Origin of the sequence: Pseudomonas sp. B21-048 (assembly GCF_024748615.1) — a bacterium.
Classification (GTDB): Bacteria; Pseudomonadota; Gammaproteobacteria; order Pseudomonadales; family Pseudomonadaceae; genus Aquipseudomonas.
On sequence record NZ_CP087168.1, the window covers coordinates 875,314 to 900,250 of the forward strand.

The 24,937-nt window shown below is 58.8% G+C and carries 20 protein-coding genes and 2 pseudogenes; 7 read left to right on the forward strand and 15 right to left on the reverse strand.

Annotation, left to right across the window (positions count from 1 at the left end; genetic code table 11):
- Window positions 1-329: 329 nt before the first annotated feature.
- The 4 genes from LOY56_RS03865 to LOY56_RS03880 are packed head-to-tail and all read right to left on the reverse strand — an operon-like array spanning window position 330 to window position 3,780.
- Window positions 330-1,487, reverse strand: a complete 1,158-nt coding sequence (locus tag LOY56_RS03865) for a betaine/proline/choline family ABC transporter ATP-binding protein (RefSeq protein WP_258620039.1) — start codon at window positions 1,485-1,487, stop codon at window positions 330-332.
- On the reverse strand, window positions 1,484-2,137 hold the full coding sequence (locus LOY56_RS03870; RefSeq protein ID WP_258620041.1) for an ABC transporter permease: 654 nt from the start codon (window positions 2,135-2,137) through the stop codon (window positions 1,484-1,486). Before LOY56_RS03870 ends, LOY56_RS03865 begins: the two co-directional genes overlap by 4 nt.
- Window positions 2,138-2,149: 12 nt before the next feature.
- Window positions 2,150-3,043, reverse strand: coding sequence for a glycine betaine ABC transporter substrate-binding protein (locus LOY56_RS03875; RefSeq protein WP_258620043.1), 894 nt, complete (start codon window positions 3,041-3,043; stop codon window positions 2,150-2,152).
- Window positions 3,044-3,063: 20 nt separating this feature from the next.
- A complete protein-coding gene (locus tag LOY56_RS03880; protein WP_258620045.1) occupies window positions 3,064-3,780 on the reverse strand; it encodes an ABC transporter permease in 717 nt (238 codons plus the stop codon).
- A 329-nt stretch (window positions 3,781-4,109) separates the two neighbouring features.
- Between LOY56_RS03880 and LOY56_RS03885 the strand changes: the two genes are divergently transcribed.
- Together LOY56_RS03885 and LOY56_RS03890 are read left to right on the forward strand one after the other, a co-directional pair.
- Complete coding sequence (locus LOY56_RS03885; protein WP_258620047.1) at window positions 4,110-5,693, forward strand: peptide chain release factor 3; 1,584 nt, start codon at window positions 4,110-4,112, stop codon at window positions 5,691-5,693.
- 232 nt (window positions 5,694-5,925) lie between these two features.
- On the forward strand, window positions 5,926-6,135 hold the full coding sequence (locus LOY56_RS03890; RefSeq protein ID WP_258620049.1) for a hypothetical protein: 210 nt from the start codon (window positions 5,926-5,928) through the stop codon (window positions 6,133-6,135).
- Between the two features lie 105 nt (window positions 6,136-6,240).
- Here the strand turns inward: LOY56_RS03890 and LOY56_RS03895 are convergent, their stop codons facing one another.
- From LOY56_RS03895 to LOY56_RS03935, 9 genes and pseudogenes are all read right to left on the reverse strand, one after another.
- The gene (locus tag LOY56_RS03895; protein WP_258620051.1) at window positions 6,241-7,221 is read right to left on the reverse strand and encodes a peptide ABC transporter ATP-binding protein; all 981 of its coding nucleotides are present in this window, start codon (window positions 7,219-7,221) and stop codon (window positions 6,241-6,243) included.
- Window positions 7,221-8,189, reverse strand: coding sequence for an ABC transporter ATP-binding protein (locus tag LOY56_RS03900; protein WP_258620053.1), 969 nt, complete (start codon window positions 8,187-8,189; stop codon window positions 7,221-7,223). The genes LOY56_RS03895 and LOY56_RS03900 overlap by 1 nt, the downstream gene beginning before the upstream one ends.
- A 10-nt stretch (window positions 8,190-8,199) precedes the next feature.
- On the reverse strand, window positions 8,200-9,111 hold the full coding sequence (locus LOY56_RS03905) for an ABC transporter permease subunit (RefSeq protein WP_258620055.1): 912 nt from the start codon (window positions 9,109-9,111) through the stop codon (window positions 8,200-8,202).
- 10 nt (window positions 9,112-9,121) lie between these two features.
- The gene (locus tag LOY56_RS03910; RefSeq protein WP_054049982.1) at window positions 9,122-10,132 is read right to left on the reverse strand and encodes an ABC transporter permease subunit; all 1,011 of its coding nucleotides are present in this window, start codon (window positions 10,130-10,132) and stop codon (window positions 9,122-9,124) included.
- 73 nt (window positions 10,133-10,205) lie between these two features.
- The gene (locus LOY56_RS03915) at window positions 10,206-11,801 is read right to left on the reverse strand and encodes an ABC transporter substrate-binding protein (protein WP_258620059.1); all 1,596 of its coding nucleotides are present in this window, start codon (window positions 11,799-11,801) and stop codon (window positions 10,206-10,208) included.
- A 75-nt stretch (window positions 11,802-11,876) separates the two neighbouring features.
- Window positions 11,877-13,310, reverse strand: a complete 1,434-nt coding sequence (locus LOY56_RS03920) for an OprD family porin (RefSeq protein WP_258620061.1) — start codon at window positions 13,308-13,310, stop codon at window positions 11,877-11,879.
- Window positions 13,311-13,482: 172 nt separating this feature from the next.
- Window positions 13,483-15,084, reverse strand: coding sequence for an ABC transporter substrate-binding protein (locus LOY56_RS03925; RefSeq protein ID WP_258620063.1), 1,602 nt, complete (start codon window positions 15,082-15,084; stop codon window positions 13,483-13,485).
- A gap of 300 nt (window positions 15,085-15,384) precedes the next feature.
- A complete protein-coding gene (locus LOY56_RS03930; protein ID WP_258620064.1) occupies window positions 15,385-17,010 on the reverse strand; it encodes an ABC transporter substrate-binding protein in 1,626 nt (541 codons plus the stop codon).
- A gap of 260 nt (window positions 17,011-17,270) precedes the next feature.
- Window positions 17,271-17,576: pseudogene (locus LOY56_RS03935) on the reverse strand (ABC transporter substrate-binding protein); the annotation flags it as partial.
- Window positions 17,577-18,467: 891 nt separating this feature from the next.
- Between LOY56_RS03935 and LOY56_RS03940 the strand changes: the two are divergent.
- Window positions 18,468-18,836 (forward strand): DUF6124 family protein, encoded by a 369-nt coding sequence (locus LOY56_RS03940; RefSeq protein WP_258620065.1) that lies wholly within the window; start codon window positions 18,468-18,470, stop codon window positions 18,834-18,836.
- A gap of 119 nt (window positions 18,837-18,955) precedes the next feature.
- Here the strand turns inward: LOY56_RS03940 and LOY56_RS03945 are convergent, their stop codons facing one another.
- Complete coding sequence (locus tag LOY56_RS03945; protein ID WP_258620066.1) at window positions 18,956-19,672, reverse strand: SIMPL domain-containing protein; 717 nt, start codon at window positions 19,670-19,672, stop codon at window positions 18,956-18,958.
- Window positions 19,673-19,993: 321 nt separating this feature from the next.
- On the opposite strand from LOY56_RS03945, the gene LOY56_RS03950 reads away from it, so the two are divergent.
- The 4 genes from LOY56_RS03950 to LOY56_RS03965 all read left to right on the forward strand — a co-directional run bounded on the left by LOY56_RS03950 (window position 19,994) and on the right by LOY56_RS03965 (window position 24,705).
- Window positions 19,994-21,256, forward strand: coding sequence for an ATP-binding protein (locus tag LOY56_RS03950; protein ID WP_030128039.1), 1,263 nt, complete (start codon window positions 19,994-19,996; stop codon window positions 21,254-21,256).
- Window positions 21,249-21,809, forward strand: coding sequence for a response regulator transcription factor (locus tag LOY56_RS03955; RefSeq protein ID WP_007901386.1), 561 nt, complete (start codon window positions 21,249-21,251; stop codon window positions 21,807-21,809). Before LOY56_RS03950 ends, LOY56_RS03955 begins: the two co-directional genes overlap by 8 nt.
- A 96-nt stretch (window positions 21,810-21,905) precedes the next feature.
- The gene (locus tag LOY56_RS03960) at window positions 21,906-23,633 is read left to right on the forward strand and encodes an ABC transporter ATP-binding protein/permease (RefSeq protein WP_258620067.1); all 1,728 of its coding nucleotides are present in this window, start codon (window positions 21,906-21,908) and stop codon (window positions 23,631-23,633) included.
- A gap of 130 nt (window positions 23,634-23,763) precedes the next feature.
- Complete coding sequence (locus LOY56_RS03965; RefSeq protein WP_258620068.1) at window positions 23,764-24,705, forward strand: AEC family transporter; 942 nt, start codon at window positions 23,764-23,766, stop codon at window positions 24,703-24,705.
- A gap of 17 nt (window positions 24,706-24,722) precedes the next feature.
- On the opposite strand, the pseudogene LOY56_RS03970 reads toward LOY56_RS03965, so the two are convergent.
- A pseudogene (locus LOY56_RS03970) lies at window positions 24,723-24,917 on the reverse strand (carboxymuconolactone decarboxylase family protein); the annotation flags it as partial.
- Between the last annotated feature and the right edge of the window lie 20 nt (window positions 24,918-24,937).

Below are 24,937 nucleotides of genomic sequence, written 5' to 3' on the forward strand. Positions count from 1 at the left end.
CCTTGCTGTCTCGTCGTCAGTACTTGAGCCGGATGGATCGTTTCCAGCATGGACGTTCGGCGCGAACTTTAGGGCGTGAGGGGCTTGAGATCAACAAAAAATGTCGCGTTTTTACACACATCCGTCGTGCGGTCCTGGACAGCTACTGATGTAACCGACCTGCATGACAGTGTGATGTTCCCGTAGGAGGGATATTTGAGGTGGATGATCATCGTTCCCACGCTCTGCGTGGGAATGCCGCCCCGGACGCTCTGCGTCCAGCCGTTGAGACGCGGAGCGTCTCTGGATGCATTCCCACGCGGAGCGTGGGAACGATCAGTAGAAAGGGATCAGGCCATTGCGACCTCGGCTGGCGAAACAATGCTGGTCTTGCCCCCACGAGACTTACCAGAGCTCAAATACTCGGCAATCGATTCCTGAGTCACCTCACCCAGGAACACCCGCTCGGCATCCATCACCGGCAGCCACGAACGGTTGAACTCGTACATGCGCGACAGCAGGATGCGCAAATGCTCGTCGTACGCCGCGGTGGCGTTGAACTCGCGCAGGTATTGCGTGCAGGTACCGGTCTGGCGGTGCAGGTCGCGACGGCGCACGTAGCCCAAGGCCTTGTTCTCGGCACAGGTAACCACCACGTAGCGACGGTCCAGTTCGTCCATCAATTCCAGCGCTTCGACCACCGGAGTTCCCGGGCTCACCGAGGGCGCGTTGTCCGCCGCGTCTTCGGCTTTCACCAGCAACAGACGCTTGAGGGTGCTGTCCTGGCCGACAAAGTTGCTGACAAAATCATCCGCCGGATGCGCGAGCAGGGTGTCCGGATGGTCGATCTGCAGCAGTTTGCCCGCGCGGAAAATTGCAATCTTGTCGCCGAGCTTGATCGCTTCGTCGATGTCATGACTGACCATGATCACGGTCTTGTTCAGCGCCCGTTGCATCTCGAAGAATTCGTTCTGGATCATCTCGCGGTTGATCGGGTCGACCGCGCCGAACGGTTCGTCCATCAACAACAGCGGCGCATCCGCTGCCAGCGCGCGAATCACGCCGATCCGCTGCTGCTGGCCACCGGACAACTCACGCGGATAGCGAGTCAGATACTGCTTGGGTTCGAGCTTGATCATGCTCATCAACTCGCGGGCACGGTCGTGGCATTTCTGTTTGTCCCAGCCGAGCAGGCGCGGAACGATGGTGATGTTTTCCTCGATGGTCATGTTCGGGAACAGACCGATCTGCTGGATCACGTAACCGATGTTGCGACGCAGGGTCACGGCGTCGAGGTCGGTGGTGTCTTCGCCGTTGATCAGGATCTTGCCCGAGGTTGGCTTGATCAGGCGGTTGATCATCTTCAGCGTGGTGCTTTTGCCGCAGCCCGATGGCCCCAGGAACACACAGATTTCGCCTTCATTGACGGTCAGGCTTACCGAGTCCACGGCTTTCACATCTTTGCCGTTGCTTTGGAAGGTCTTGCTGAGGTTTTGAAGTTCGATCATTTGAGCAATCCTTTTGGAGTCAGCGTGCGTTGCAGCCATTGCAGAAGCAGGTCGGCGAAGATGGCCAGGAGGCTGACCAGCACGGCGCCGACGATCAGCATCGACATGTCGCTGCGGCTGATGGAAGCGAGAATGAGTACACCGAGGCCACCGGCGCCGATGGTCGCGGCGATGGTCATCACACCGATGTTCATCACCACGGCGGTGCGCACGCCGGCGAGGATCACCGGCACGGCAATCGGCAGTTCGACCATGCGCAGGCGCTGGCCGAAGGTCATGCCGATGCCGCGGGCGGCTTCACGGATACCCGGTTCGACGCCGGTCAGGGCCAGGTAGGTGTTACGCATGATCGGCAGCAGCGAGTACAGAAACACTGCGGTGATCGCCGGCATTGGGCCCAGGCCCTGGCCGAATGTCGAATAGAACGGCAGTAGCAGGCCGAACAGCGCAATTGATGGCACGGTCAGCAACACCGTAGCGCTGGCTTGCAACGGGCCAGCCAGTGTCGGGAAACGGGTCATCAGGATGCCCAGCGGCACGCCAACCAGAATCGCCAGGGTCACGGCGATGCCGACCAGAGTGATGTGCTGCCCGGTCAGGTGCAAAACCTGCGGCCAATCGAGATGGGAAAAGGCGTTCAGAAATTCCATGTCTTTTCCTCCTCAGTTGATGGGGTGCTGGCGCAGGAAATCGGCGGCAACGGATGAAGGGCTTTCGTGATCGACGTCGACCCGCGCATTCAGTGCGCGCATGGTGGCGTCGTCGAACAGTTCGGCCAGCGGCTTGAGCTCTTCGGCGAGTTTCGGGTGGGCGTCGAGGTAAACCTGACGCACCACTGGCGCGGCGGTGTAGTCGGGGAAGTAGTGTTTGTCGTCTTCCAGCAATTTGAGCTTGAAGGCGTTCAAGCGACCGTCGGTGGTGTAGACCAGACCGGCGAACGCCTGGCCATTGCGCAGGGCGGTGTAGACCAGCCCGGCGTCCATCTGACGGATGTTGTTGCGGGTCAGGTTCATGCCGTAGAGGTCAACCATGCCGTCGAGACCGTCGGAACGGTTGGCGAACTCGGTGTCCAGCGCGACGAGGTGATGGGTCTTCGCCTCAGCCTGCATCACCGTGTTCAGCTCGCTCATGGTGTTGATCTGCGGATAAGCCTTCGCGGTGTTTTCCGGCAGGGCCAGGGCGTAGGTGTTGCTGAACTTCGACGGGGTGAGCCAGACCAGGCCTTTTTTCGCGTCGAGTGCTTTCACTCGGGCGTAGGACTGAGCGCTGTCGAGCTTGTCGGTGACGTGGTTGTAAGCCACCAGCGACACGCCGGTGTATTCCCACATCAAATCCAGCTGACCACTTTCGTGGGCGCTGCGAGCCAGGTTGCTGCCCAGACCGCCCGTCACTTGAGTGTCATAACCCTTGGTGCGCAGGTATTGGGAAGTGATTTCCGCCAGCAGTGTTTGTTCGGTGAACACCCGGGCGCCGATGCGAATCACGGGTTTTTCAGCGGCTTGGGCAAATCCTGCGAACAGCAGAACGCAGCCTAGTAAAAAGCTAAATGTCTTCATGAATATTCCTTTGCCGAGGCTTAAGACGGGCGCAAGCCGCGTTCGAGCCAGAGGCGGCTGGCGAGTGTCACCAGGCCGTCGAGCAGCAAGGCCAGCAAGGCGGTGCAGGCCGCGCCGAGCAGCAGTTGCGGCTGATTGTTCAGGGCGATGCCGGGGAAAATCAGGCTGCCCAGACTGTTCGCGCCAATCAGGAACGCCAGCGGTGCAGTCCCGACGTTGATCGCCAGCGCCACGCGCACACCACCGATGATGATCGGCACGGCGTTCGGCAGTTCGACGCGCCATAGCACCTGAGTCGGTGTCATGCCGATGCCGACGGCCGCTTCCTTGAGTGAACTCTGGACGTTTTTCAGCCCTTCGTAGGTGTTGCGCACAATCGGCAACAGTGAGGCGAGGAACAAGGCGAAGATCGCAGGGCCGCTGCCGATGCCGAGGATACCCAGGGCGATGGCCAGTACGGCGAGAGGCGGCACAGTGTTGCCGATATTGAAGATCTGCATGAAGCGTTCGGCGCGTCCAACCAGGGTCGGGCGGCTGAGGAAGATGCCGGCGGGGATGCCCACAGCGAGGGCGGCCAGCATGGAAACGAGGACGAGAACCAGATGAGCTTGCAGGTAGAACAACAAATCGTCGCGGTACTGTTCGATTGTATTGATGCCGATCCAGTGGATCAGCAGGGCCAGAAGGGCGATTACCAGCGCGCCTCCTATCAGCCCTTTGCCATAGTGGATAGCCACAGGCGGACTCCTTTTTTTCAGTCGGCGAACACTCTTTCGTGTGGCAACGCCTTTCTTGGCTGCCGAAAAAATGATCGCGAGAAGCAGCTCGTCATACCGGTGAAACAGCATGCAATCGAGCCGTGAGCACAGCCTCGTCAGGCCGAATTGCAGGTGTTTCAGGCCCCCGACGAGTGGTCGTTACGGGGGAGTGGACGTCTCCGTGCTTTAAAAGGTTCCCATCTACGGCAGCATTTGGCCACCCCTAATGTGCTCAACGGTTCGGTTATTGACTCAAGTTGGGCTATAATCTGCGCCCTTTTTTTGAATCACCTGCCAGGCGATTTCCCATGACCAAACAGGCCGCCGAAGTCGCGAAACGCCGCACTTTCGCCATTATTTCCCACCCCGATGCCGGTAAGACCACCATCACCGAGAAGCTCTTGCTGATGGGCAAGGCGATTGCGATTGCGGGCACGGTGAAGTCGCGTAAATCCGACCGCCATGCCACCTCCGACTGGATGGAAATGGAAAAACAACGGGGTATTTCCATTACCACGTCGGTCATGCAGTTCCCGTATCGCGATCACATGATCAACCTGCTCGACACCCCGGGCCACGAAGACTTCTCCGAAGATACCTACCGTACCCTGACCGCGGTGGACTCGGCCTTGATGGTCCTCGACGGCGGTAAGGGTGTAGAGCCACGGACCATCGCCCTGATGGATGTTTGCCGTCTGCGTGACACGCCGATCGTCAGCTTCATCAACAAACTCGACCGTGACATTCGCGACCCGATTGAACTGCTCGACGAAATCGAAGCGGTCCTGAAGATCAAGGCTGCGCCGATCACCTGGCCGATCGGTTGCTACCGCGATTTCAAGGGTGTTTATCACCTCGCCGACGACTACATCATCGTCTACACCGCCGGTCACGGCCACGAGCGCACCGATGTGAAAATCATCGAGAAGCTCGACTCCGATGAAGCCCGCGCGCACTTGGGCGACGAGTACGATCGCTTCGTTGAGCAGCTGGAACTGGTGCAGGGCGCCTGCCATGAATTCAATCAGCAGGAATTCCTCGACGGTCAACTGACCCCGGTGTTCTTCGGTACCGCACTGGGAAACTTCGGTGTCGATCATGTGCTCGACGCCGTGGTCGATTGGGCGCCGCGTCCATTGGCGCGCGTAGCCAACGAGCGCACCGTGGAGCCGGTGGAAGAGAAGTTCTCGGGCTTCATCTTCAAGATTCAGGCGAACATGGACCCGAAACACCGCGACCGTATCGCCTTCATGCGGATCTGCTCTGGCAAGTACGAAAAAGGCATGAAAATGCGCCATGTGCGCACCGGCAAGGACGTGCGGATCGGCGATGCGCTGACGTTCTTCTCTTCCGAACGTGAGCAACTGGAAGAAGCGTTTGCCGGCGACATCATCGGCCTGCACAACCACGGCACCATCCAGATCGGCGACACCTTCAGCGAAGGCGAAGTCCTGGGCTTCACCGGCATCCCGCACTTCGCCCCGGAACTGTTCCGTCGCGTACGTCTGCGTGATCCGCTGAAATCCAAGCAACTGCGTCAGGGCTTGCAGCAATTGGCCGAAGAAGGCGCCACTCAGGTGTTTTTCCCCGAGCGCAGCAACGACATCATCCTTGGCGCCGTCGGTGTGCTGCAGTTCGATGTGGTCGCCAGCCGTTTGAAAGAGGAATACAAAGTCGAGTGCTCCTACGAGCCGATCACGGTTTATTCCGCGCGCTGGATCGATTGCAGCGACAAGAAGAAGCTTGAGGAATTCTCCAACAAGGCTGTGGAAAACCTGGCGGTCGACGGCGGCGGACATCTGACCTACCTGGCCCCGACCCGGGTCAACCTGGCGCTGATGGAAGAACGCTGGCCGGACGTGAAATTCCGTGCGACGCGTGAGCATCATTAATCGGTAAAGGTGCTCTGGGACATAAAAGGCGAAGCTTTCGGGCTTCGCCTTTTTTTTGGACGATCTTTTGATTTTGGTGTTTGATCTTTTCGGCATAACACCTATTCCAAACCAATCTCCCCGCCAACGGAGTTTTCTGCTACCCGGTAGCGTCCTGTCTGGAGAACCCGGTCAATCGGAACTAAATTTCACTCAGGCATCCATGCGTCACCCACAAAGGATGGAATCGGTTATGAGCATTTTTCAACGCATTGTGTTGTTGCTAAAGGTTTTGGTGATGCTGTCCCTCGGCACGTCGGCGCTGGCGTGGGCAGAATGTCAGGACCATGAAAAACAGGCCTTGAACGGGCAAGGCGTGCACAGCGAGCTGATGATCGCTGCGACCGAAACAGACGATGACGACCCAGACGCCGATGAAGATGAGGAAGACACGCAAACGTAAATGACGGACAAAAGAAAACCCCTCCTGCCGGATTGATGCGCAGTCTGGCGGAAGGGGGCTGGTCAACTCAGCAAAAGCGCGCCCCGATATCCGAGGCACGTTTTTTTATGTCGCGCCGTCGAGAAATTGCTCGGCGTAGTGACAAGCCACCTGACGCGTATCGACCAGGCGCAGCAGCGGTTCTTCGGTGGTGCAACGCTCAGTCGCGTACGGGCAGCGTTTGTGGAAGGCGCAGCCGGACGGTGGGTTCAGCGGATTGGGCAGTTCGCCGACGATCTTGATTTTCGGCTTGTCCGGATCCGGGTGGATGGTCGGCGTGGCAGACAACAGCGCCTGGGTGTACGGGTGCAGAGGGCGAGTGTAGATGTCCTCTTTCGGACCCATTTCCACCGGGCGACCGAGGTACATCACCATCACGTGATCGGCGACGTGACGCACCACGGCCAGGTTGTGGGAGATGAACACGTAGGCGGTGTTGAACTCTTGCTGCAAATCCATGAACAGGTTGAGCACCTGCGCCTGAATCGACACGTCCAGCGCCGAGGTCGGTTCGTCCGCGACCAGCACTTTCGGGTGCAGCATCATCGCACGGGCCAGAGCGATCCGCTGACGTTGACCGCCGGAGAACATGTGCGGATAGCGCTGGTAATGCTCAGGCCGCAAGCCCACCTGTTTCATCATCGCCTGGACTTTCTCGCGACGTTCCGAGGCGCTCAGGTTGGTGTTGATCAATAACGGCTCTGCAAGCTGATCACCGATTTTCTGCCGTGGGTTCAGCGACGCGTACGGGCTCTGGAACACCATCTGCACGTCTTTGCGCAGTTGCTTGCGCTGAGCCTTGTCGGCGCCGGCAACTTCCTGCCCGGCGATTTTCAAGGAGCCGGAGGACGGTTCTTCGATCAGCGTCAGGGCACGGGCCAGGGTGGATTTGCCGCAACCCGATTCGCCCACAACGGCGAGGGTTTTGCCGGCTTCCAGTTCGAACGACACCCCGTTCAGGGCGCGCACGGTCGCATGGCCCTTGAACAGGCCACGGGACACTTCGTAGTGACGGGTCAGGTTGCGCGCGGTAAGTACGACGGCCATTACGCCACCTCCTGATTCAGCGGGTAGAAGCAGCGGGCGAGGCTGTTGTTTTTCGGGTCAAGGGTCGGACGCTGGGTACGGCAGTTGTCCTGCACGTAGGGGCAGCGCGGCGACAGCAGGCAGCCTTGCGGTCGGTCGTAGCGACCGGGAACGATGCCCGGCAGCGTCGACAGGCGCGCGGCGCCCAGGCTGTGTTCCGGAATCGCCTTAAGCAGCGCTTCGCTGTACGGGTGCGCCGGCATGTCGAACAGCTGTGGCACCTGACCGACTTCAACCGCTTGGCCGGCGTACATCACGCAGACGCGCTGGGCTGTTTCGGCGACGACCGCGAGGTCGTGAGTGATCAGCACCAGGCCCATGTCATGTTCTTTTTGCAGGGCCAGCAGCAGGTCCATGATCTGCGCCTGAATCGTTACGTCCAGCGCGGTGGTCGGTTCGTCGGCGATCAGCAGTTTCGGTTCGCCGGCAATCGCCATGGCGATTGCAACACGCTGACTCATACCGCCGGAGAGTTGATGCGGATAGGCGTCCATACGGCTGGCGGCGCCGGGGATTTCGACTTTTTCCAGCAATTCGATGGCGCGTTTTCGGGCGTCCTTTCTGGACATTTTCAGGTGCAGACGCAGCACTTCTTCAATCTGGAAACCGACGGTGTAGCTCGGGTTCAGCGCAGTCATCGGGTCCTGGAAGACCATGGCCAGGTCTTTGCCGACGATTTGCCGACGCTGACGGTTGCTCAGCTTGAGCATGTTCTTGCCGTCGAAATTCAGGGCGTCGGCGGTGACGATTCCCGGAGGCTCGATCAGGCCCATCAGCGCCATCATGGTCACGGACTTGCCGGAACCCGATTCGCCAACGATGGCCAGCACTTCGCCCTTGTCCACGGTAATGTCGAGACCGTCGACCACCGGAACGGCGTTGGCGTCGCCGAAGCGAACGTTGAGATTCTTGATTTCTAACAGGGGCATTTGAATCTCCTCAGGCGGCGTTCTTGAGTTTCGGGTCCAGCGCATCGCGCAGGCCGTCGCCCATCAAGTTGATTGCCAGCACGCTGAGCAAAATGGTCAAACCAGGCAAGCTCACCACCCACCAGGCACGTTCGATGTAGTCGCGAGCCGAAGCCAGCATGGTGCCCCACTCCGGGGTCGGCGGTTGTACGCCAAGGCCAAGGAAGCCCAGCGCCGCGGCATCGAGAATCGCCGAAGAGAAGCTCAAGGTGGCCTGAACGATCAGCGGCGCCATGCAGTTGGGCAGCACGGTGATGAACATCAGGCGCGGCAGACCGGCACCGGCCAGACGCGCGGCGGTCACGTAGTCGCGGTTCAGTTCGCCCATCACCGCGGCGCGGGTCAGACGAACATAGGACGGCAACGAAACCACGGCGATGGCGATAATGGTGTTGATCAGGCCAGGGCCGAGGATGGCGACAATCGCCACGGCCAGCAGCAGGGACGGCAGGGCCAGCATGATGTCCATCAGACGCATGATGGTTGGGCCGAGCACGCGCGGGAAGAACCCGGCTAACAGCCCCAGCAGGATGCCCGGGATCAGCGACATCACCACGGACGACAGGCCGATCATCAACGACAGGCGCGAACCATGAATCAAACGCGACAGCAAGTCGCGACCGAGCTCATCGGTACCGAGCAGGAACTGGATTTTCCCGCCTTCCAGCCAGGCCGGCGGGGTCAACAGGAAGTCGCGGTACTGTTCGCTCGGGTTATGCGGCGCAACCCACGGCGCGAAGATCGCGCAGAAAATCACCAGCAGCATGAACATCAGGCCGGCGACGGCCCCTTTGTTCCTGGAAAACGCATGCCAGAATTCTTTGTAGGGGGACGGATACAGCAGGCTTTGATCGACTGTTACCGGTGTAGTGAGAGTGGTCATGGTCTTGATCTCAGCGCTGATGACGGATGCGTGGGTTGGCAAAGCCGTAGAGGATGTCCACTACGAAGTTGACCAGAATCACCAGGCAGGCGATTAACAGGATGCCGTTCTGCACCACGGGATAGTCCCGTGCGCCAATGGCTTCGATCAGCCATTTGCCGATGCCGGGCCAGGAGAAAATGGTTTCGGTCAGGACTGCACCGGCCAGCAACGTGCCGACTTGCAGGCCGACCACGGTCAGGACCGGAATCAATGCGTTACGCAGGCCGTGAACGAATACCACGCGCGCCGGCGACAGGCCTTTGGCGCGGGCGGTACGGATGTAGTCTTCACGCAGCACTTCGAGCATCGACGAACGGGTCATCCGCGCGATCACCGCCAGCGGAATGGTGCCGAGCACGATGGCCGGAAGGATCAGGTGATGCAGGGCATCGAAGAACGCCCCGACGTCATCGGCCAACAACGTATCGATCAGCATGAAGCCGGTGCGCGGCTCGATATCGTAGAGCAGGTCGATCCGCCCGGACACCGGGGTCCAGCCCAGGCTCACCGAGAAGAACATGATCAGAATCAGGCCCCACCAGAAGATCGGCATCGAGTATCCCGCCAGGGAGATGCCCATCACCCCGTGGTCGAACAGGGACCCTCGCTTGAGTGCTGCGATCACCCCGGCCAGAAGGCCCAGGATACCGGCGAACAACAGGGCGGCCATGGACAGTTCCAGGGTCGCGGGGAATAGAGAGCTGAACTCGGTCCAGACGCTTTCCCGGGTACGCAGGGATTCGCCAAGATCGCCGTGGGCCAGTTTGCCGATGTAATCCAGGTACTGGGCATACAGGGGTTTATTCAGACCTAGGCGTTCCATTGCCTGAGCATGCATTTCGGGGTCGACTCGACGTTCGCCCATCATCACTTCCACGGGGTCGCCAGGAATCATGCGAATCAACGCGAAAGTCAGCAAGGTGATGCCGAAGAACGTAGGGATCAGTAACCCCAGTCGGCGGGCAATAAAACTAAACATCGTAAGGTGTACCTCATCAGCCGGTTAGGCGTGCCCGGCAGCGCTGGGGTCAGCGATGCCGAGCGTTTCTTATCTACTTCACCTGGGTGGTGGCGAAGTTATTCGTGGTGAGGGGACTAATGTGATAGCCCACTACGTTGGCGCGCATTGCAGTGAACATCCGGGTGTGCGCCAGGCTGATCCACGGCTGGTCCTGATTGAAAATGGCCTGGGCCTGTTCGTAGAGCGCGGCGCGTTCGGCCGGATCCACTTTGGCCCGTGCCTGGTCGAGCAGTGCCTGGAATTTCTCGTTGCACCAGCGTGCATAGTTTTCGCCGTTTTTGGCGGCCTCACAACTGAGCATAGGCGTCAGGAAGTTATCCGGGTCGCCGTTATCGCCAGCCCATCCAGCGGCCACCATATCGTGCTCGCCATTTTTCGCGCGTTTGAGCATTTCGCCCCATTCCATGACACGAATGTCCACGTTGATCCCGATTTTCGCCAGGTCAGCCTGCATCATCTGCGCGGCGAGCATCGGGTTCGGGTTGGTTGCACCCCCACCGTTGCGGGTGAACAGGGTAAACACCGTGCCTTGCGGCACACCGGCTTCCTTGATCAGGGCGCGAGCCTTGTCCAGGTCGCGGGGCGGGTTGGTCAATGTGTGGTTGTAGCCCAGCAAGGTGTCCGGGTACGGGTTGACCGCCACGGTGGCGTTGCCTTTGCCGAACAGGGCGTTGACCGCCGCTTCTTTGTCGAAGGCGATATCGATGGCTTTACGCACCCGCACATCGCTCATGTACTTGCGAGTGGTGTTCATGGCGATATAGGAGACGGTCATCGCGTTCAGTTCATCGACCTTCAGCTTGTCGTCTTTCTTGATGCTCGGGATGTCATCCGGTTTCGGATACAGCGCGATCTGGCACTCATTGGCCTTGAGCTTTTGCAGGCGCACGTTGTTGTCGGTGGCAATCGCCAGAATCAGCGAATCAGCTGGTGGTTTGCCGCGGAAGTAGTCCGGGTTGGCCTTGAAGCGAACCTGAGCATCCTTGGCGTAACGCTGGAAGACGAACGGGCCGGTGCCGATTGGCTTGTTGTTCAGGTCGCCGGCCTTGTTGGCCTTGAGCAACTGATCGGCGTACTCGGCGGAGTAGATCGAGGAGAAGGCCATGGCGATGTCGGCCAGGAACGGCGCTTCACGGCGGGTCAGGGTGAATTTGACCGTGCTGTCGTCGACTCTCTTGACGCTTTTGAGCAGCTCTTTGAAGCCCATGCTTTCAAAGTACGGGAAGCCCACGCTCGACAGTTTGTGCCATGGGTGTTTCGGGTCCAGTTGACGCTGGAAGCTCCAGGCCACGTCGTCGGCGTTCATGTCGCGGGTCGGCTTGAAGTAGTCGGTGGTGTGAAACTTGACGCCTTTGCGCAGATGGAACGTGTAGGTCAGACCGTCGTCGCTGATGTCCCACGACTCGGCCAGTGCCGGGATCACTTCAGTGGTGCCGGGCTTGAAGTCCGCCAGACGATTGAAGATGGTTTCTGACACCGCGTCGCCTGTGACTGCAGTCGTGTACTGGACCATGTCGAAGCCTTCCGGGCTGTTTTCGGTACAGACCACCAAGGGTTTGGCCGAGACGCCGACGGCGACACTCAGCAACGCGGCAGCGATGGCCGCTCGTAGGGGAAGCATTTTCATCTAGAGCCCTCTGCAATCGGTTGAACAGAAAAGCCAGACGGCCGACTCATCGTGAGTCAGCCGAAGGCGTGGGTTTTACAAAATGTTGAACGGGATGGTGGTCACGAGACGGAACTCGTTGATGCTGCCATCCGCCTGGTTTTCGCTGGCGCGGTGAGCGGTGTAGGTCGCGCGGATAGCGGTGGCCTTGAGTGGACCGCTCTGTACGGCGTACGAAGCACCGATGCCGTATTCATAGTGGTGTTCGCCATCCTGGCTCTGGATACCGTCGTAACCCTTGTTCGCCACTCCGCCGTTGCCGGTGTAGTGAGTGCCGTCGATGCCCCAGCCGCGAGCCTGGTAGATGTTGAATTTCAGGCCCGGCACGCCGTATTCGGCCATGTTCAAACCGTAGGCAATCTGGAAGGACTTCTCGTTCGGGCCGTTGAAGTCCGAGAGCAAGGAGTTGGCCAGGTAGATGCCGTTGGTTTCGTGCAGGTAGTCGAAATACTCGTTACCGTTCACTTCCTGGTAGGAGAAGGTCAGGCTGTGCGCCTGGTGGGTCAGGCCGAACGACAGGGAGTAGGTGTCGTTGTCGATTTTGCCTATGAGGGCTTTACCTTCTTCCTGGGTTTTGTAGTAGTTCAGGCCGGTGGTCAGGCTCAGGACCTGGCTGTCGCCCAGCACATGACTGGCGCCGAAGTAGTACTGGTTCCAGATGTCTTCGGCCTGGGTCGCCCACAGGCTGGTGGTCAGACTGGCAAATGGCGTGTAGGTGATACCGGCCGTGTTGACGTGATCGGTTTCGACGATGCCGTTGGCGTATTCGGTGCGGAACTTGCGTTGGCTTTGTTCGGTTCGCGGTGAATTGCGATCGAACGTACCGAGGTCGAAGCTCAGGTTTTCCAGCTCTTCGCTGTGCAGGCTCACGCCCTGGAAGCTCGAAGGCAGCGCACGGTTACCGATGACATCGACCATCGGGCTGCTGAAGTTCTGGCGGCCGGCGGTGAGGGTGGTGTTGGACACACGGGCCTTGACGTTGGCCAGGCCCAGCTTGCTCCACTGTCCGACGGCGTCGCCACCTTCTTCGGTCAGGGTACGGTTGTTGCCCGCCCCGGAACGGGTGCCCGGTGCGCCGCCGTTGTTGGACGCCAGATCCTTGCGATCACGATCCAGAGCGATGGCGTTGTAGGCCGCCACTTCGGTACTGAAACCCACGGTGCCTTCAGTGAAGCCGGAGTTGTACTTGAGGATGGTGCCTTGAACCCAGTTGATACGACGATCAGTCGGGGTCGATACGCCGTCTTTCTTGTAGCTGAACGTGGCGCCACGTTTCAGTTGCTCGTTGGCGTACCAGTTGCGCGTAGTGCCGCTGATCGATTGGCCTTCGACAAAGCCAGTGGCTTCACTCTGAGCACTTTTCTCTTTCACGGTAACCGGAGTAAAAGCCTGGCTCTGGGATTCTGCGTAAGCCGTGGCGGTCACGCTGCTGATGGCCAAGGCCAATATCGCGGTGCTGCTCAGTTTCATGGGGGAAGCTCCTTACTTTCTTTTTTTTTAATGCCGGTCTTTTTTGGTGATCCGGCTATTTGGTTTAGAACTCATGCACGCATCGCAAACGTTTGCTACAGGCCGAATTGGCGAATTACGGCAATACGCTTGCGTGAGGGCGGAATCCGCCCCCAGCGTTTTGGCTAATGGGTTATTGGTCGATACTGACGCCCGAGAACACGTTACGGCCGAAAGGACTCACCTTGAATCCTTCGATTTTGGCGCTCAGCGGCTGGTTGACCGTTGAGTGGGCGACCGGCGTGATGGGTACCTGCTGCTTGAGGTACTGCTGCGCCTGTTTGTAGAGCACGGTGCGCTGGTCGCGATCGGTCACGACCTTGGCCTGCTTGATCAGCTTGTCGTAAGCCGGATCACACCACATGGAGTAGTTGTTGCCGCCAATGGCATCGCAGCTGTACAGCGTGGCGAGCCAGTTGTCCGGGTCCCCGTTGTCACCGGTCCAGCCAATCAGGCTGATGTCATGCTCGCCGTTCTTGGTGCGCTTGATGTACTCGCCCCATTCGTAGCTGACGATCTTGACCTTGAGGCCGATTTTCGCCCAATCCGCCTGGAGCATTTCGGCCATCAGCTTGGCGTTGGGGTTGTACGGACGCTGGACCGGCATGGCCCAGAGGGTGATTTCGGTGCCTTCCTTCACGCCGGCAGCCTTGAGCAGTTCCTTGGCTTTTTCCGGGTTGTAGGCGGCGTCTTTAATTGTCTCGTCGTAGGACCATTGGGTCGGTGGCATGGCGTTAACCGCCAGTTGACCGGCGCCTTGATAGACGGCGTTGAGAATGCCTTGCTTGTTCACCGCCATGTCCAGCGCCTGGCGCACTTCGAGCTGATCGAACGGTTTGTGCCGCACGTTATAGGCGATGTAACCAAGGTTGAAGCCGGGTTTCTCGATCAGTTGCAGTTTCGGATCGTTTTTCAGCGCAGTCACGTCGGCGGGGCGCGGGTGCAGGGTGATCTGGCATTCGTTGGCCTTGAGTTTCTGCACGCGCACCGAGGCGTCGGTGTTGATGGCGAAAATCAGGTTGTCGAGCTTGACCCTGCTCGGGTCCCAGTACTGCTTGTTGCCGCTGTAGCGGATGTTGGAATCTTTCTGGTAGCTCTTGAACACGAACGGACCAGTACCGATCGGCTTCTGGTTGATGTCGCTCGGCTTGCCGGAGGCCAGCAACTGATCGGCGTATTCGGCGGAGAGGATGGCGGCGAAACTCATGGCGATGTTCTGGATGAACGCGGCGTCGACGCTGTTGAGCGTCATCACCACGGTCAGCGGCCCGGTCTTCTCGACCTTGGCGATGTTCTTGTTCAGGCTCATTCCGTTGAAATACGGGAACTCGGTCGGGTAAGCCTTACGGAAAGTTTGCTGCGGATCGAGCATGCGATTGAAGGTGAACAGCACGTCATCGGCGTTGAAATCGCGGGTCGGTGTGAAGTATTGGGTCGTGTGAAATTTCACCCCTTCGCGCAGATGAAAGGTGTACGCGAGGCCGTCCTCGGAAATGTCCCAGCGGGTTGCCAGGCCCGGTACAACGTTGGTGGCGCCTTTTTCAAACTCTGCCAGTCGGTTGTACAGCGGCTCGGCGGCGTCGTTATCGGTCGCGGTGGTGTACTGCGCGGTATCGAAACCAGCGGGGCTGCCTTCGGAACAGAACACCAGGCTGTTATTGGCGGCCTGGCTGAAAGGCGTGGCGGCCAATAGGCCGGTGCCCAGCAATGCGGATAAAACCAAGGTATGGCGCATGACGCTCCCTCTTTTTGTAGTGTTATTCAATGCGCCGCGATCCCGTCCGGGGACGTTGTGGCTGCATTGAGCTCAAACCAATACGGGCAGCAAACCGATAGCCCACGCAATCACTGGTCAGAATCCGACGGTAGGTGCCGTGGATCTGGCAGTAAATGCGCTGAGTCCTAAAGACTCGTAGGAAAAGTCAACGCGTCCTAAACCCTGCTGCACCAGGCAGTGGATTTGGATGTAGGAAAATTCCTGGCTTCTCGGCAAAAAAAGCAGCGGCGACGCTGAAAACGTCGCCGCTGCCTTTTCTTATTGGCTGACGCTGACGCCGTAGAAGGAGTTCAAGCCAAACGGGCTGATCTTGAAGTCCTGCACATTGGCGCGCATGGGTTGGAACACCGTCGAGTGAGCGATAGGTGTCATTGGAATAGCATCTTTGAGGACGTGTTGCGCCTGTTTGTACAGTTCGGTGCGCTTGGCCTGATCGGTGGTGCGCTTGGCTTCTTTCACGATGCCGTCAAACTTCTTATCACACCACTTGGAGAAGTTGTTGCCCTGCAACGAGTCGCAACCGAACAGCACGTTGAGCCAGTTGTCCGGGTCACCATTGTCGCCACTCCAGCCGATGATCATCGCCTGGTTTTCGCCGCCCTTGGAACGCTTGATGTACTCGCCCCATTCGTAGCTGGTGATCTTGACGTTCAGGCCAATCTTCTTCCAGTCGGACTGCAGCATTTCAGCCATCAGCTTGGCGTTCGGGTTGTACGGACGCTGTACCGGCATCGCCCACAGAACGATTTCGGTGCCTTCCTTGACGCCGGCTTCCTTGAGCAGCTCTTTGGCTTTCTCAGGGTTGTACGGCGCATCCTTGATAGTGGTGTCGTAAGACCACTGGGTTGGTGGCATGGCGTTGACGGCCAGTTGACCCGCGCCCTGATAAACCGAGTCGATGATCTGCGGCTTGTTGACTGCCATGTCCAGCGCCTGACGAACTCGCAGGTCGGCCAGCGGGTTCGGTTCGTTGCTGCCCTTGACCTTGTCCATCACGTTGTAGGCGATGTAACCCAGGTTAAACCCGGCCTGATCAGGCACCTTCAGGGTTTTGTCTTCCTTCAACGCCTTCAGGTCGGCCGGACGAGGGAACAGGGTGACCTGACACTCGTTCTTTTTCAGCTTCTGAATACGCACCGACGGGTCGGTGGTGATGGCGAAGATCAGGTTGTCGATCTTCACGTCGTCAGGCTTCCAGTAGTCCTTGTTCCCGGTGTAGCGGATGTTGGAGTCTTTCTGGTAGCTCTTGAACACAAACGGACCAGTACCGACCGGTTTCTGGTTGATGTCGGCGGCTTTGCCTTCCTTGAGCAACTGGGCAGCGTACTCGGCGGACTGGACCGAGGCGAAACTCATGGCCATGTTCTGAATGAACGCGGCATCAACTTCTTTGAGGGTGAACTTGACCGTATGGTCATCGACTTTATCGATCTTGGTGATGTTGGTGTCCATTCCCATGTCGGTGAAGTACGGGAATTCGGTCGGGTATGCCTTACGGAACGGATCATCCTTGTTAATCATGCGATTGAAGGTGAACAGCACGTCGTCGGCGTTGAACTCACGAGTGGGCTTGAAGTACGGGGTGGTGTGGAACTTGACGCCTTCACGCAGGTGAAAGGTATAAGTCAGGCCATCATCGGAAATGTCCCACTTGGTCGCCAGACCAGGAATCACGGCGGTGCCGCCGCGCTCGAACTGGGTCAGGCGGTTGAACATGGTTTCGGCTGAGGCGTCAAAGTCGGTTCCGGTGGTGTACTGACCCGGGTCAAAACCGGCCGGGCTCCCTTCGGAGCAAAACACCAGGCTAGTCGCCGCGGCGGCGAAAGGTGCGCTGGCTAACAAGCCTGCGCCGACTAAAAACGGAATGACCGCGTGTTTAAGCATGTTGGCCTCATGATTTGTTGTCATTTTTGGATTTTGAGGTACGACCTCGTGAGCCGTTCCTGCGGATACTTATGCAGGGGCCATACCCAATGCAAGGTCCAGAATGGCCACAAACCTTAAACAGTGGTACGAACGTACCTTAATGTCGCATATGTATAAATGCTGAGGTATTTGACCGTTTGCGCAGGTTTTTTTAGGTGCAAATCGCGCACCGACAAAGGGCGATCGGGGCGTTTTATGCACCCGATTGGCGCCAGGTGTTACTTATTTATACCCACCCCATAGAAGGGAGTAAGGCCGAAAGGGCTGATCTTGAAGTCGGCAACTTCCTTGCGCAGTGGCTGGAATACCGTCGAGTTGGCAATCGGTGTGATCGGTACTTGTTGCTTGATGATTTGCTGTGCCTGCTGGTACAGATTGACCCGCTGCTGTTTGCCCGTGGACACCTTGGCTTGCTGCACCAGCTTGTCGTAAGCCGGGTCGCACCATTTGGCGTAGTTGCTGCCTTTCACTGCGGCGCAGCTGTAGAGCACGCCGAGCCAGTTGTCCGGGTCGCCGTTATCGCCTTTTTTGAGGGGGACCCCTTTGTTCGGGCATACCTCTTGGGCCATTTTGGATCTTGGCGGCCTGAGCTGCCGAAGGCTGCGATCTTTTGATCTCGATCTTGGCGGTCAAATAGCCGACCAAGTTCTTGCTGATTTGAGTACATATCCATTTCTGCGGTAACGGCCACTTAGGGTTTCGCCCTTACGGCGACTCACTTTTTTTACAAGCGCCTAAAAAAAGTAAGCAAAAAAACGCTCGCCCCAAGCGTCCGGCCCCTCGCTGAGGCTCGGCGTTCCTTCGCTCCGGTATCCATCTGGGGGCATCGCCCTACGGTCTGCTTCGCTACGACCTACATGCGATGGGTTCGACTGCGTCGAACGGCGCTGCGCGCCAATCCCCAGATGAACACCTCCACTCAGCCTCCCGAAGGGGCGGGTGGATCAAAATCAAAAGCCAGATCAAAAGCTGCAGGCGAGCTAACGCTCGGCCTGTTGAGTGGTGAGGGGCGGGTGTATGCCGCTGCACTGTAGGAGCGAGGCTTGCCCGCGAAGGCGGACTGATAGTCGACCAATCTGTTATTGAATGTTTAAGAAATTGGCATGAATCGCAGAAGTTTCCCACGCAGTTTCCAGGTTGTCGGTCGGACGTGGGCCTTCTAGTCTTTGGCTGTCGCTGCAAAACCAGCGAGCAGGTGTGGAAACCTGACCCTTAAGTAGTTGCATTGCATCCCCACCGTAATCATTGCCGACGTCTTCTTTCGTCTGCAAACTGCGTCATGGCGGCTGTGCGTGGGCAGACTTCGGTCTGGCCGGGTGCCTACTTACCGGTTTTCCACCCTGCGTACAGCTGCCACCTTTTTGTCGTGTGGAAACGACAAATGGATGGCTCCCACTCGCAAGTAGGAGTTTTATATGGATAAGTTAATCCCGGATCCACCCTTCAACACCACCACCCCCAACGCCGAAGCTTCGCGCACCGAAGAATTACTCAAAGACCGCGAAGCCATAAAGCGCGCCCTCGACTACTACCTCGATCCCCCCGCGCAATACACCGAAAAGCCCCGCCGCCCCAGCACGATGTTCATGGTCGCCCCGGGTGCCGGCACCGAAAGCCTGCTGGCCTATGCCTACGAATCGTTGGCCTCAGCGAGTGTCCTGGCCACCGATTTCGCCAACAATCTGATCGGCCCGCAGCGTCATACGGCGTTGGCAATTCAGCAGATTGTCATGTTGGCGGAGTTGGCGGTGAACCGAGCGTTGGATAACGTCGATCCGGCGTAGACCGTGATTGGCGGCAGACCAATCAACACAAGGCCTGACGGACAAACTCCATTTCTTCAGGGCACAAAAAAACCGGCGATCACTTATTGATCGCCGGTTTTCGTTTAACCCTTATCCAATCACTGCATCAACACTTCAATCGCCCCATCCGCCGTCATGCTGACCTGGCTGGTACCCGCTTCAACCTCGGGCGTCATCGGCGCGGAATCCATGCCGGCAGCTTTCATCATCATCGGCCCGCGCATGTAGGGTTGTGGATAACCGTTGCTGTTGAGGTTCAGGTTGACGATTTTGTAGCTCTTGCCACCCAGGGCGTCGGTGGCCAGTTGGGCGCGGGACTTGAAGGCGGTCACGGCTTCCTTGAGCAGGGCGTCTTCGCTGGCCTTGCGGGTTGGGGTGGCGATGGCGAAGTCCATGCCGCCCATTTTCAGGTCGGTGAGCAGTTCGCCGGTGAGTTTGGAGAGGGCGGCGAAGTCCGAGCTTTCCAGGCGCAGTTCGGCGCGTTCACGCCAGCCGGTGATTTTCTGGCCTTTGGTGTCGTAGATCGGGTAGCTGTTGCGGCTGCCCTGACGCAGGGTGATGTCTTTGACCTGTTTGGCCTGGGCCAGTGCTTTGTTCATGGTGGTGCTGACGTCGGCGGCGAGTTTGGCCGGGTCGGTGTTTTGCTCTTCGGTGTAGAGGGTCACGATCATCAGGTCGCGGGCCACTTCCTGGCTGACTTCGGCGCGCAGAGAGATCTGGTTGTAATGCAGTTCGTCGACGGCCAGGGCCGGGAGGCTGGCGACGGTGCCAACGCTTAAGGCAAGAAGGGCGGCGCTGCGGCGCAATGTGTGCATGAAAAGCTCCTTGGACGATGCGCAGGGGTTAAGGTCCGAACCTGCGTGAAACCATCAGACTCTAGCTTCAATGATCCGGTTCGCACAGTTACAACTTCTATACAGATGGAATGCTGGTGACCGCTGCGCGGTCAATCGCGGGCAAGCCACGCTCCCACAGGGAACGCATTCCAATGTGGGAGCGTGGCTTGCCCGCGATGGCGGCCTTATAGACGCCACAATCCTTTCCGCCATGTGGTCGTTTGCCGCACTTTCGCCTCTCAGGCCCGTGGCTTGGTTATACTCCGTGCGATCCGCCTGGAGCGCTCATCAGGAGAGCTCATGCTCGCCCCCGTTCAAATCACTTCCGCCACTCGCCAGAACCTCTGGCGGCTCACGTTCATCCGCACGTTGGTGCTGGCCGCTCAGGCCGGTTCCGTAGGTTTGGCCTACTGGTTCGACCTGCTGCCGTTGCCGTGGGTGCAACTGGCAATGACCCTCGGTTGCTCGATTCTGCTCTGCGTGTTCACCGCCGTACGCTTGCGTACCTCCTGGCCAGTCACCGAGCTTGAATATGCACTGCAACTGGCCTGCGACCTGTTTATCCACAGTGCCTTGCTGTACTTCTCCGGCGGTTCGACCAACCCGTTCGTTTCTTATTACCTGGTGCCGCTGACTATCGCTGCCGTGACACTGCCGTGGCGCTATTCGGTGATTCTGTCGGGTATCGCATTGGCGCTTTATACGTTGCTGCTGGCGCGGTTCTACCCGCTGGAAACGTTCCCGATCGCCCGGGAGAACCTTCAGATCTACGGCATGTGGCTGAGCTTCGCCCTGGCGGCGGCGGTCATCACATTCTTCGCCGCCCGCATGGCCGAAGAGCTGCGTCGTCAGGAAGAGCTGCGCGCCATTCGTCGTGAAGAAGGCCTGCGCGATCAGCAATTGCTGGCCGTCGCGACCCAGGCTGCCGGCGCCGCCCATGAATTGGGCACACCGCTGGCGACCATGAGCGTGTTGCTCAAGGAAATGCGTCAGGACCATCCCGACCCGCTGTTGCAGGACGATTTGAGCGTGCTGCAGGATCAGGTCAAACTCTGCAAAGAGACCTTGCAGCAGTTGGTTCGGGCGGCGGAAGCCAATCGTCGTCTGGCGGTGGAAATGCAGGACGTCACCGATTGGCTCGACGAAGCCCTGAACCGCTGGCACCTGATGCGCCCGGAAGCCAGTTACCGCTTCCAGCGCCTGGGCCAGGGAACCGTGCCGCGCATGGCGCCACCGCCAGACCTGACCCAGGCCCTGCTAAATTTGCTGAACAACGCCGCCGATGCGTGCCCCGAAGGCTTGCAAGTGACGCTGGACTGGAATGCCGAGGACTTGACCATCAGCATTCGCGACCACGGTGCCGGTGTGCCATTGGCCATTGCCGAGCAGATTGGCAAACCGTTTTTTACCACCAAGGGCAAAGGTTTCGGCCTGGGCCTGTTTTTGAGCAAGGCCAGCGTGACACGCGCCGGCGGCTCAGTGAAACTCTACAGTCATGAGGAAGGTGGCACGCTTACCGAGCTGCGCCTGCCCCGTGTCGCCCGAGGAGACGAACATGAGTGACGAGATCCAAGTCGAAGGCGAAGAACTGCCGCATTTGCTGCTGGTAGACGACGACGCAACCTTCACCCGCGTGATGGCCCGTGCCATGGCCCGCCGCGGTTTTCGGGTCAGCACAGCAGGTTCCGCCGAAGAAGGCCTGACAATCGCCCAGGCCGACATCCCGGATTACGCCGCCCTTGATCTGAAAATGGACGGCGATTCGGGACTGGTGTTGCTGCCCAAACTGCTCGAACTCGACCCGGAAATGCGCGTGGTGATCCTCACCGGTTATTCGAGCATTGCCACCGCCGTCGAGGCGATCAAGCGCGGTGCCTGCAATTACCTGTGCAAACCGGCGGACGCCGATGACGTGTTGGCCGCGTTGCTCTCCGAGCACGCCGACCTCGACACGCTGGTGCCGGAAAACCCGATGTCGGTGGACCGCCTCCAATGGGAGCATATTCAGCGCGTGCTGACCGAACACGAAGGCAACATCTCCGCCACGGCCCGCGCCTTGGGCATGCACCGCCGCACGCTGCAGCGCAAACTGCAGAAGCGTCCGGTCCGGCGCTGAACCGGCGCTGAACAATTGTTGTCACACCTCGCTACAAGCCGAGCCGTTCATTTATGATCGGCTCGTGTGTGTTCTTTTCTTTATCGAGCCTTTTCCATGAATCAGAACGCTGAATATTGCGCGGTCAACGATGCTGTGCGCGGGCAGTTTTTTCGCAAAGTCTGGGCGATGACCACGCCTTACTGGCGCAGCGAAGAGAAAGGCAAGGCCTGGACGTTGCTGATCGCCGTGATCGCGCTGTCGTTGTTCAGCGTGGCGATTTCGGTGTGGCTCAACAGTTGGTACAAGGATTTCTACAACGCCCTGCAAAAGAAAGACGAAGCGGCGTTCTGGCAGTTGATCCTGTATTTCTGCGGCATCGCTGCCGTGGCGATTCTTGGCGCGGTGTACCGGCTTTACCTGACCCAGATGCTGACCATTCGCTGGCGAGCCTGGCTCACCGAAAAGCACTTTGCCCGCTGGCTCGCGCACAAGAATTACTATCAGCTGGAGCAGGGCGGTTACACCGATAACCCTGACCAGCGGATTTCCGAAGACCTTAATAGATTCACCACTATCACCCTGGACCTCGGCCTGGGGCTGATCCGCACCGTGGTCAGCCTGGTGTCGTTCTCGATCATTTTGTGGGGCGTTTCGGGCAGCATTGAGGTGTTCGGCTTCACCATTCCCGGTTACATGTTCTGGTGTGCGCTTGTGTACGCGACGGTCGGCAGTTGGCTGGCACACCTGATCGGCAAACGCTTGATCGGCCTGAACAACAACCAGCAGCGCTTTGAGGCCGACCTGCGTTTCTCCATGGTGCGGGTGCGCGAAAACGCCGAAAGCATTGCGTTGTACAACGGCGAGCCGAATGAAAACCGGCGCTTGAGCAATCGCTTCGGGCTGGTCTGGCACAATTTCTGGGACATCATGCGCGTGTCCAAACGCCTGACATTCTTCACCTCCGGATATGGTCAAATCGCGATCATTTTCCCGTTCATCGTTGCGGCGCCGCGTTACTTCACCGGCAAGATCGAACTCGGTGAGCTGATGCAAATCAACTCGGCCTTTGGCAACGTGCAGGAGAACTTCAGCTGGTTCATCAACGCGTATACGGATCTGGCGGCATGGCGCGCGACGTGTGATCGTCTGCTGAGTTTCCGTCAGGCCATGACCGATAACGAAGAGCGCGCACCGGCCATCGACGTGCAGAATCAGGGCTCGGCGTTGAAGGTGCATAACCTTGGCCTCCACCTCGCTGACGGTCGTCACCTGCTGACCAACGCCGACATGACCGTGGAGGAGGGCGAGCGCGTCATGCTCAGCGGTCGTTCCGGCAGCGGCAAATCGACGTTGCTGCGGGCGATGGGGCACCTTTGGCCGGCCGGCCACGGCAGCATCCGCCTGCCGACGGGGCGTTATCTGTTCCTGCCGCAAAAACCCTATCTGCCGATTGGCACCTTGCGCGAGGCACTGAGTTATCCACAGCCTGGCGACACCTACCCGCACGAGCGCTACGTCCACGTGCTGGAAACCTGCCGCTTGCCGCACCTGGTTTCGCGTCTGGATGAGGCTAATCACTGGCAGCGCATGCTCTCACCGGGTGAGCAACAACGTCTGGCCTTCGCCCGTGCGCTGCTTTATGCGCCGCAATGGCTGTACATGGACGAAGCCACCTCGGCGATGGACGAAGAGGATGAAGCGTCGCTGTATCAGGCATTGATCGATGAGTTGCCGGGGCTGAGCATCGTCAGCGTCGGGCATCGCAGTAGCCTGAAGCGTTTCCACCCTCGGCATGTTCGTATCGAGAATGGCCACCTGGTGGATCAAACCGTGACCGCCTGAACACCACAACCTCTGTGGGAGCGAGCGGTGCGGCGGTCCGACTTGCCCGCGAAGGCGTTCTACCAGACGCCAACGTCCCCAGTGCCTTATCATTAGCCCCCTAACGACGCCCACCCAAGGTTCCCCAGGCATGTTGGCTATCTTCCTCGAAACCCTGAACATCACCGCGCCGGTGTTTGCCATGCTGTTTCTGGGGGCGCTGCTCAAGCGCATCGACTGGATCAACGACAATTTCATTCATACCGCGTCGGCCCTGGTGTTCAACGTCACCATGCCGGCGTTGCTGTTTCTGGGCATCTTGCATGCCGACCTGCATGCCGCGTTGCAACCGGCGCTGCTGATCTATTTCTCTATCGCCACACTGATGTGCTTTGCGATTGCCTGGGGCTGGGCGATCTACAAATGCCCGCGGGAAGACCGGGGCATCTACACCCAAGGCGCGTTTCGCGGCAACAACGGCGTGATCGGTCTGGCCTTGGCGGCGAGCATGTACGGCGACTACGGGATTTCCCTCGGGGCCATTCTCGCGGCGTTGGTGATCCTGTTCTACAACACGCTTTCGACCATCGTGCTCGCGGTCTACAGCCCGGTGATCAAGTCTGACCCGTGGAGCATTTGCAAGAGCGTGATGGTCAACCCGTTGATCATCAGCGTGTTTGCGGCGGCGCCATTTGCCTGGTTCGAAATCGGTTTGCCGGGGTGGCTGGAAAAGTCCGGCCAGTACCTGGCACAAACTACTTTGCCGTTGGCGTTGATCTGCATCGGTGGCACGTTGTCGCTGGCGGCGATGCGCAAAAGCGGCACGCTGGCGCTGAGTTCCAGCCTGGTGAAGATGATCGGCCTGCCGGTGCTGGCGACACTGGGTGCCTGGCTCTGGGGTTTTCGCGGGGCGGAGTTGGGGATTCTGTTTTTGTATTTCGGCAGCCCGACCGCCGCGGCCAGTTTCGTCATGGCCCGGCAGGCCAATGGCAATCATGAACTGGCGGCGGCGATCATCGTGATTACTACGTTGATGGCGGCGATCACCACCAACGTCGGGATCTTTTTGTTGCAGTGGAGTGGGTGGATTTAAGTTCGGGAGCTGCGGTGGCGCACATGGCCTTTCAATTCTTGCGGGCACTTCAACGCGGTCAGCGCGGCGAGGGTGATCAGGCTGCGGGTTTTCAGCGGCAGACCTTCACGGTTCCAGACCCCGCCCCAGGCGTGTTCATTGACGAAGTCCTGTAGCGACTGGGTGAACTCGGTGGCGTTGCCCAAGGCGCGGTCGACGAAGGCGTCGCCCATCACTTGGCGGCGGACTTCAA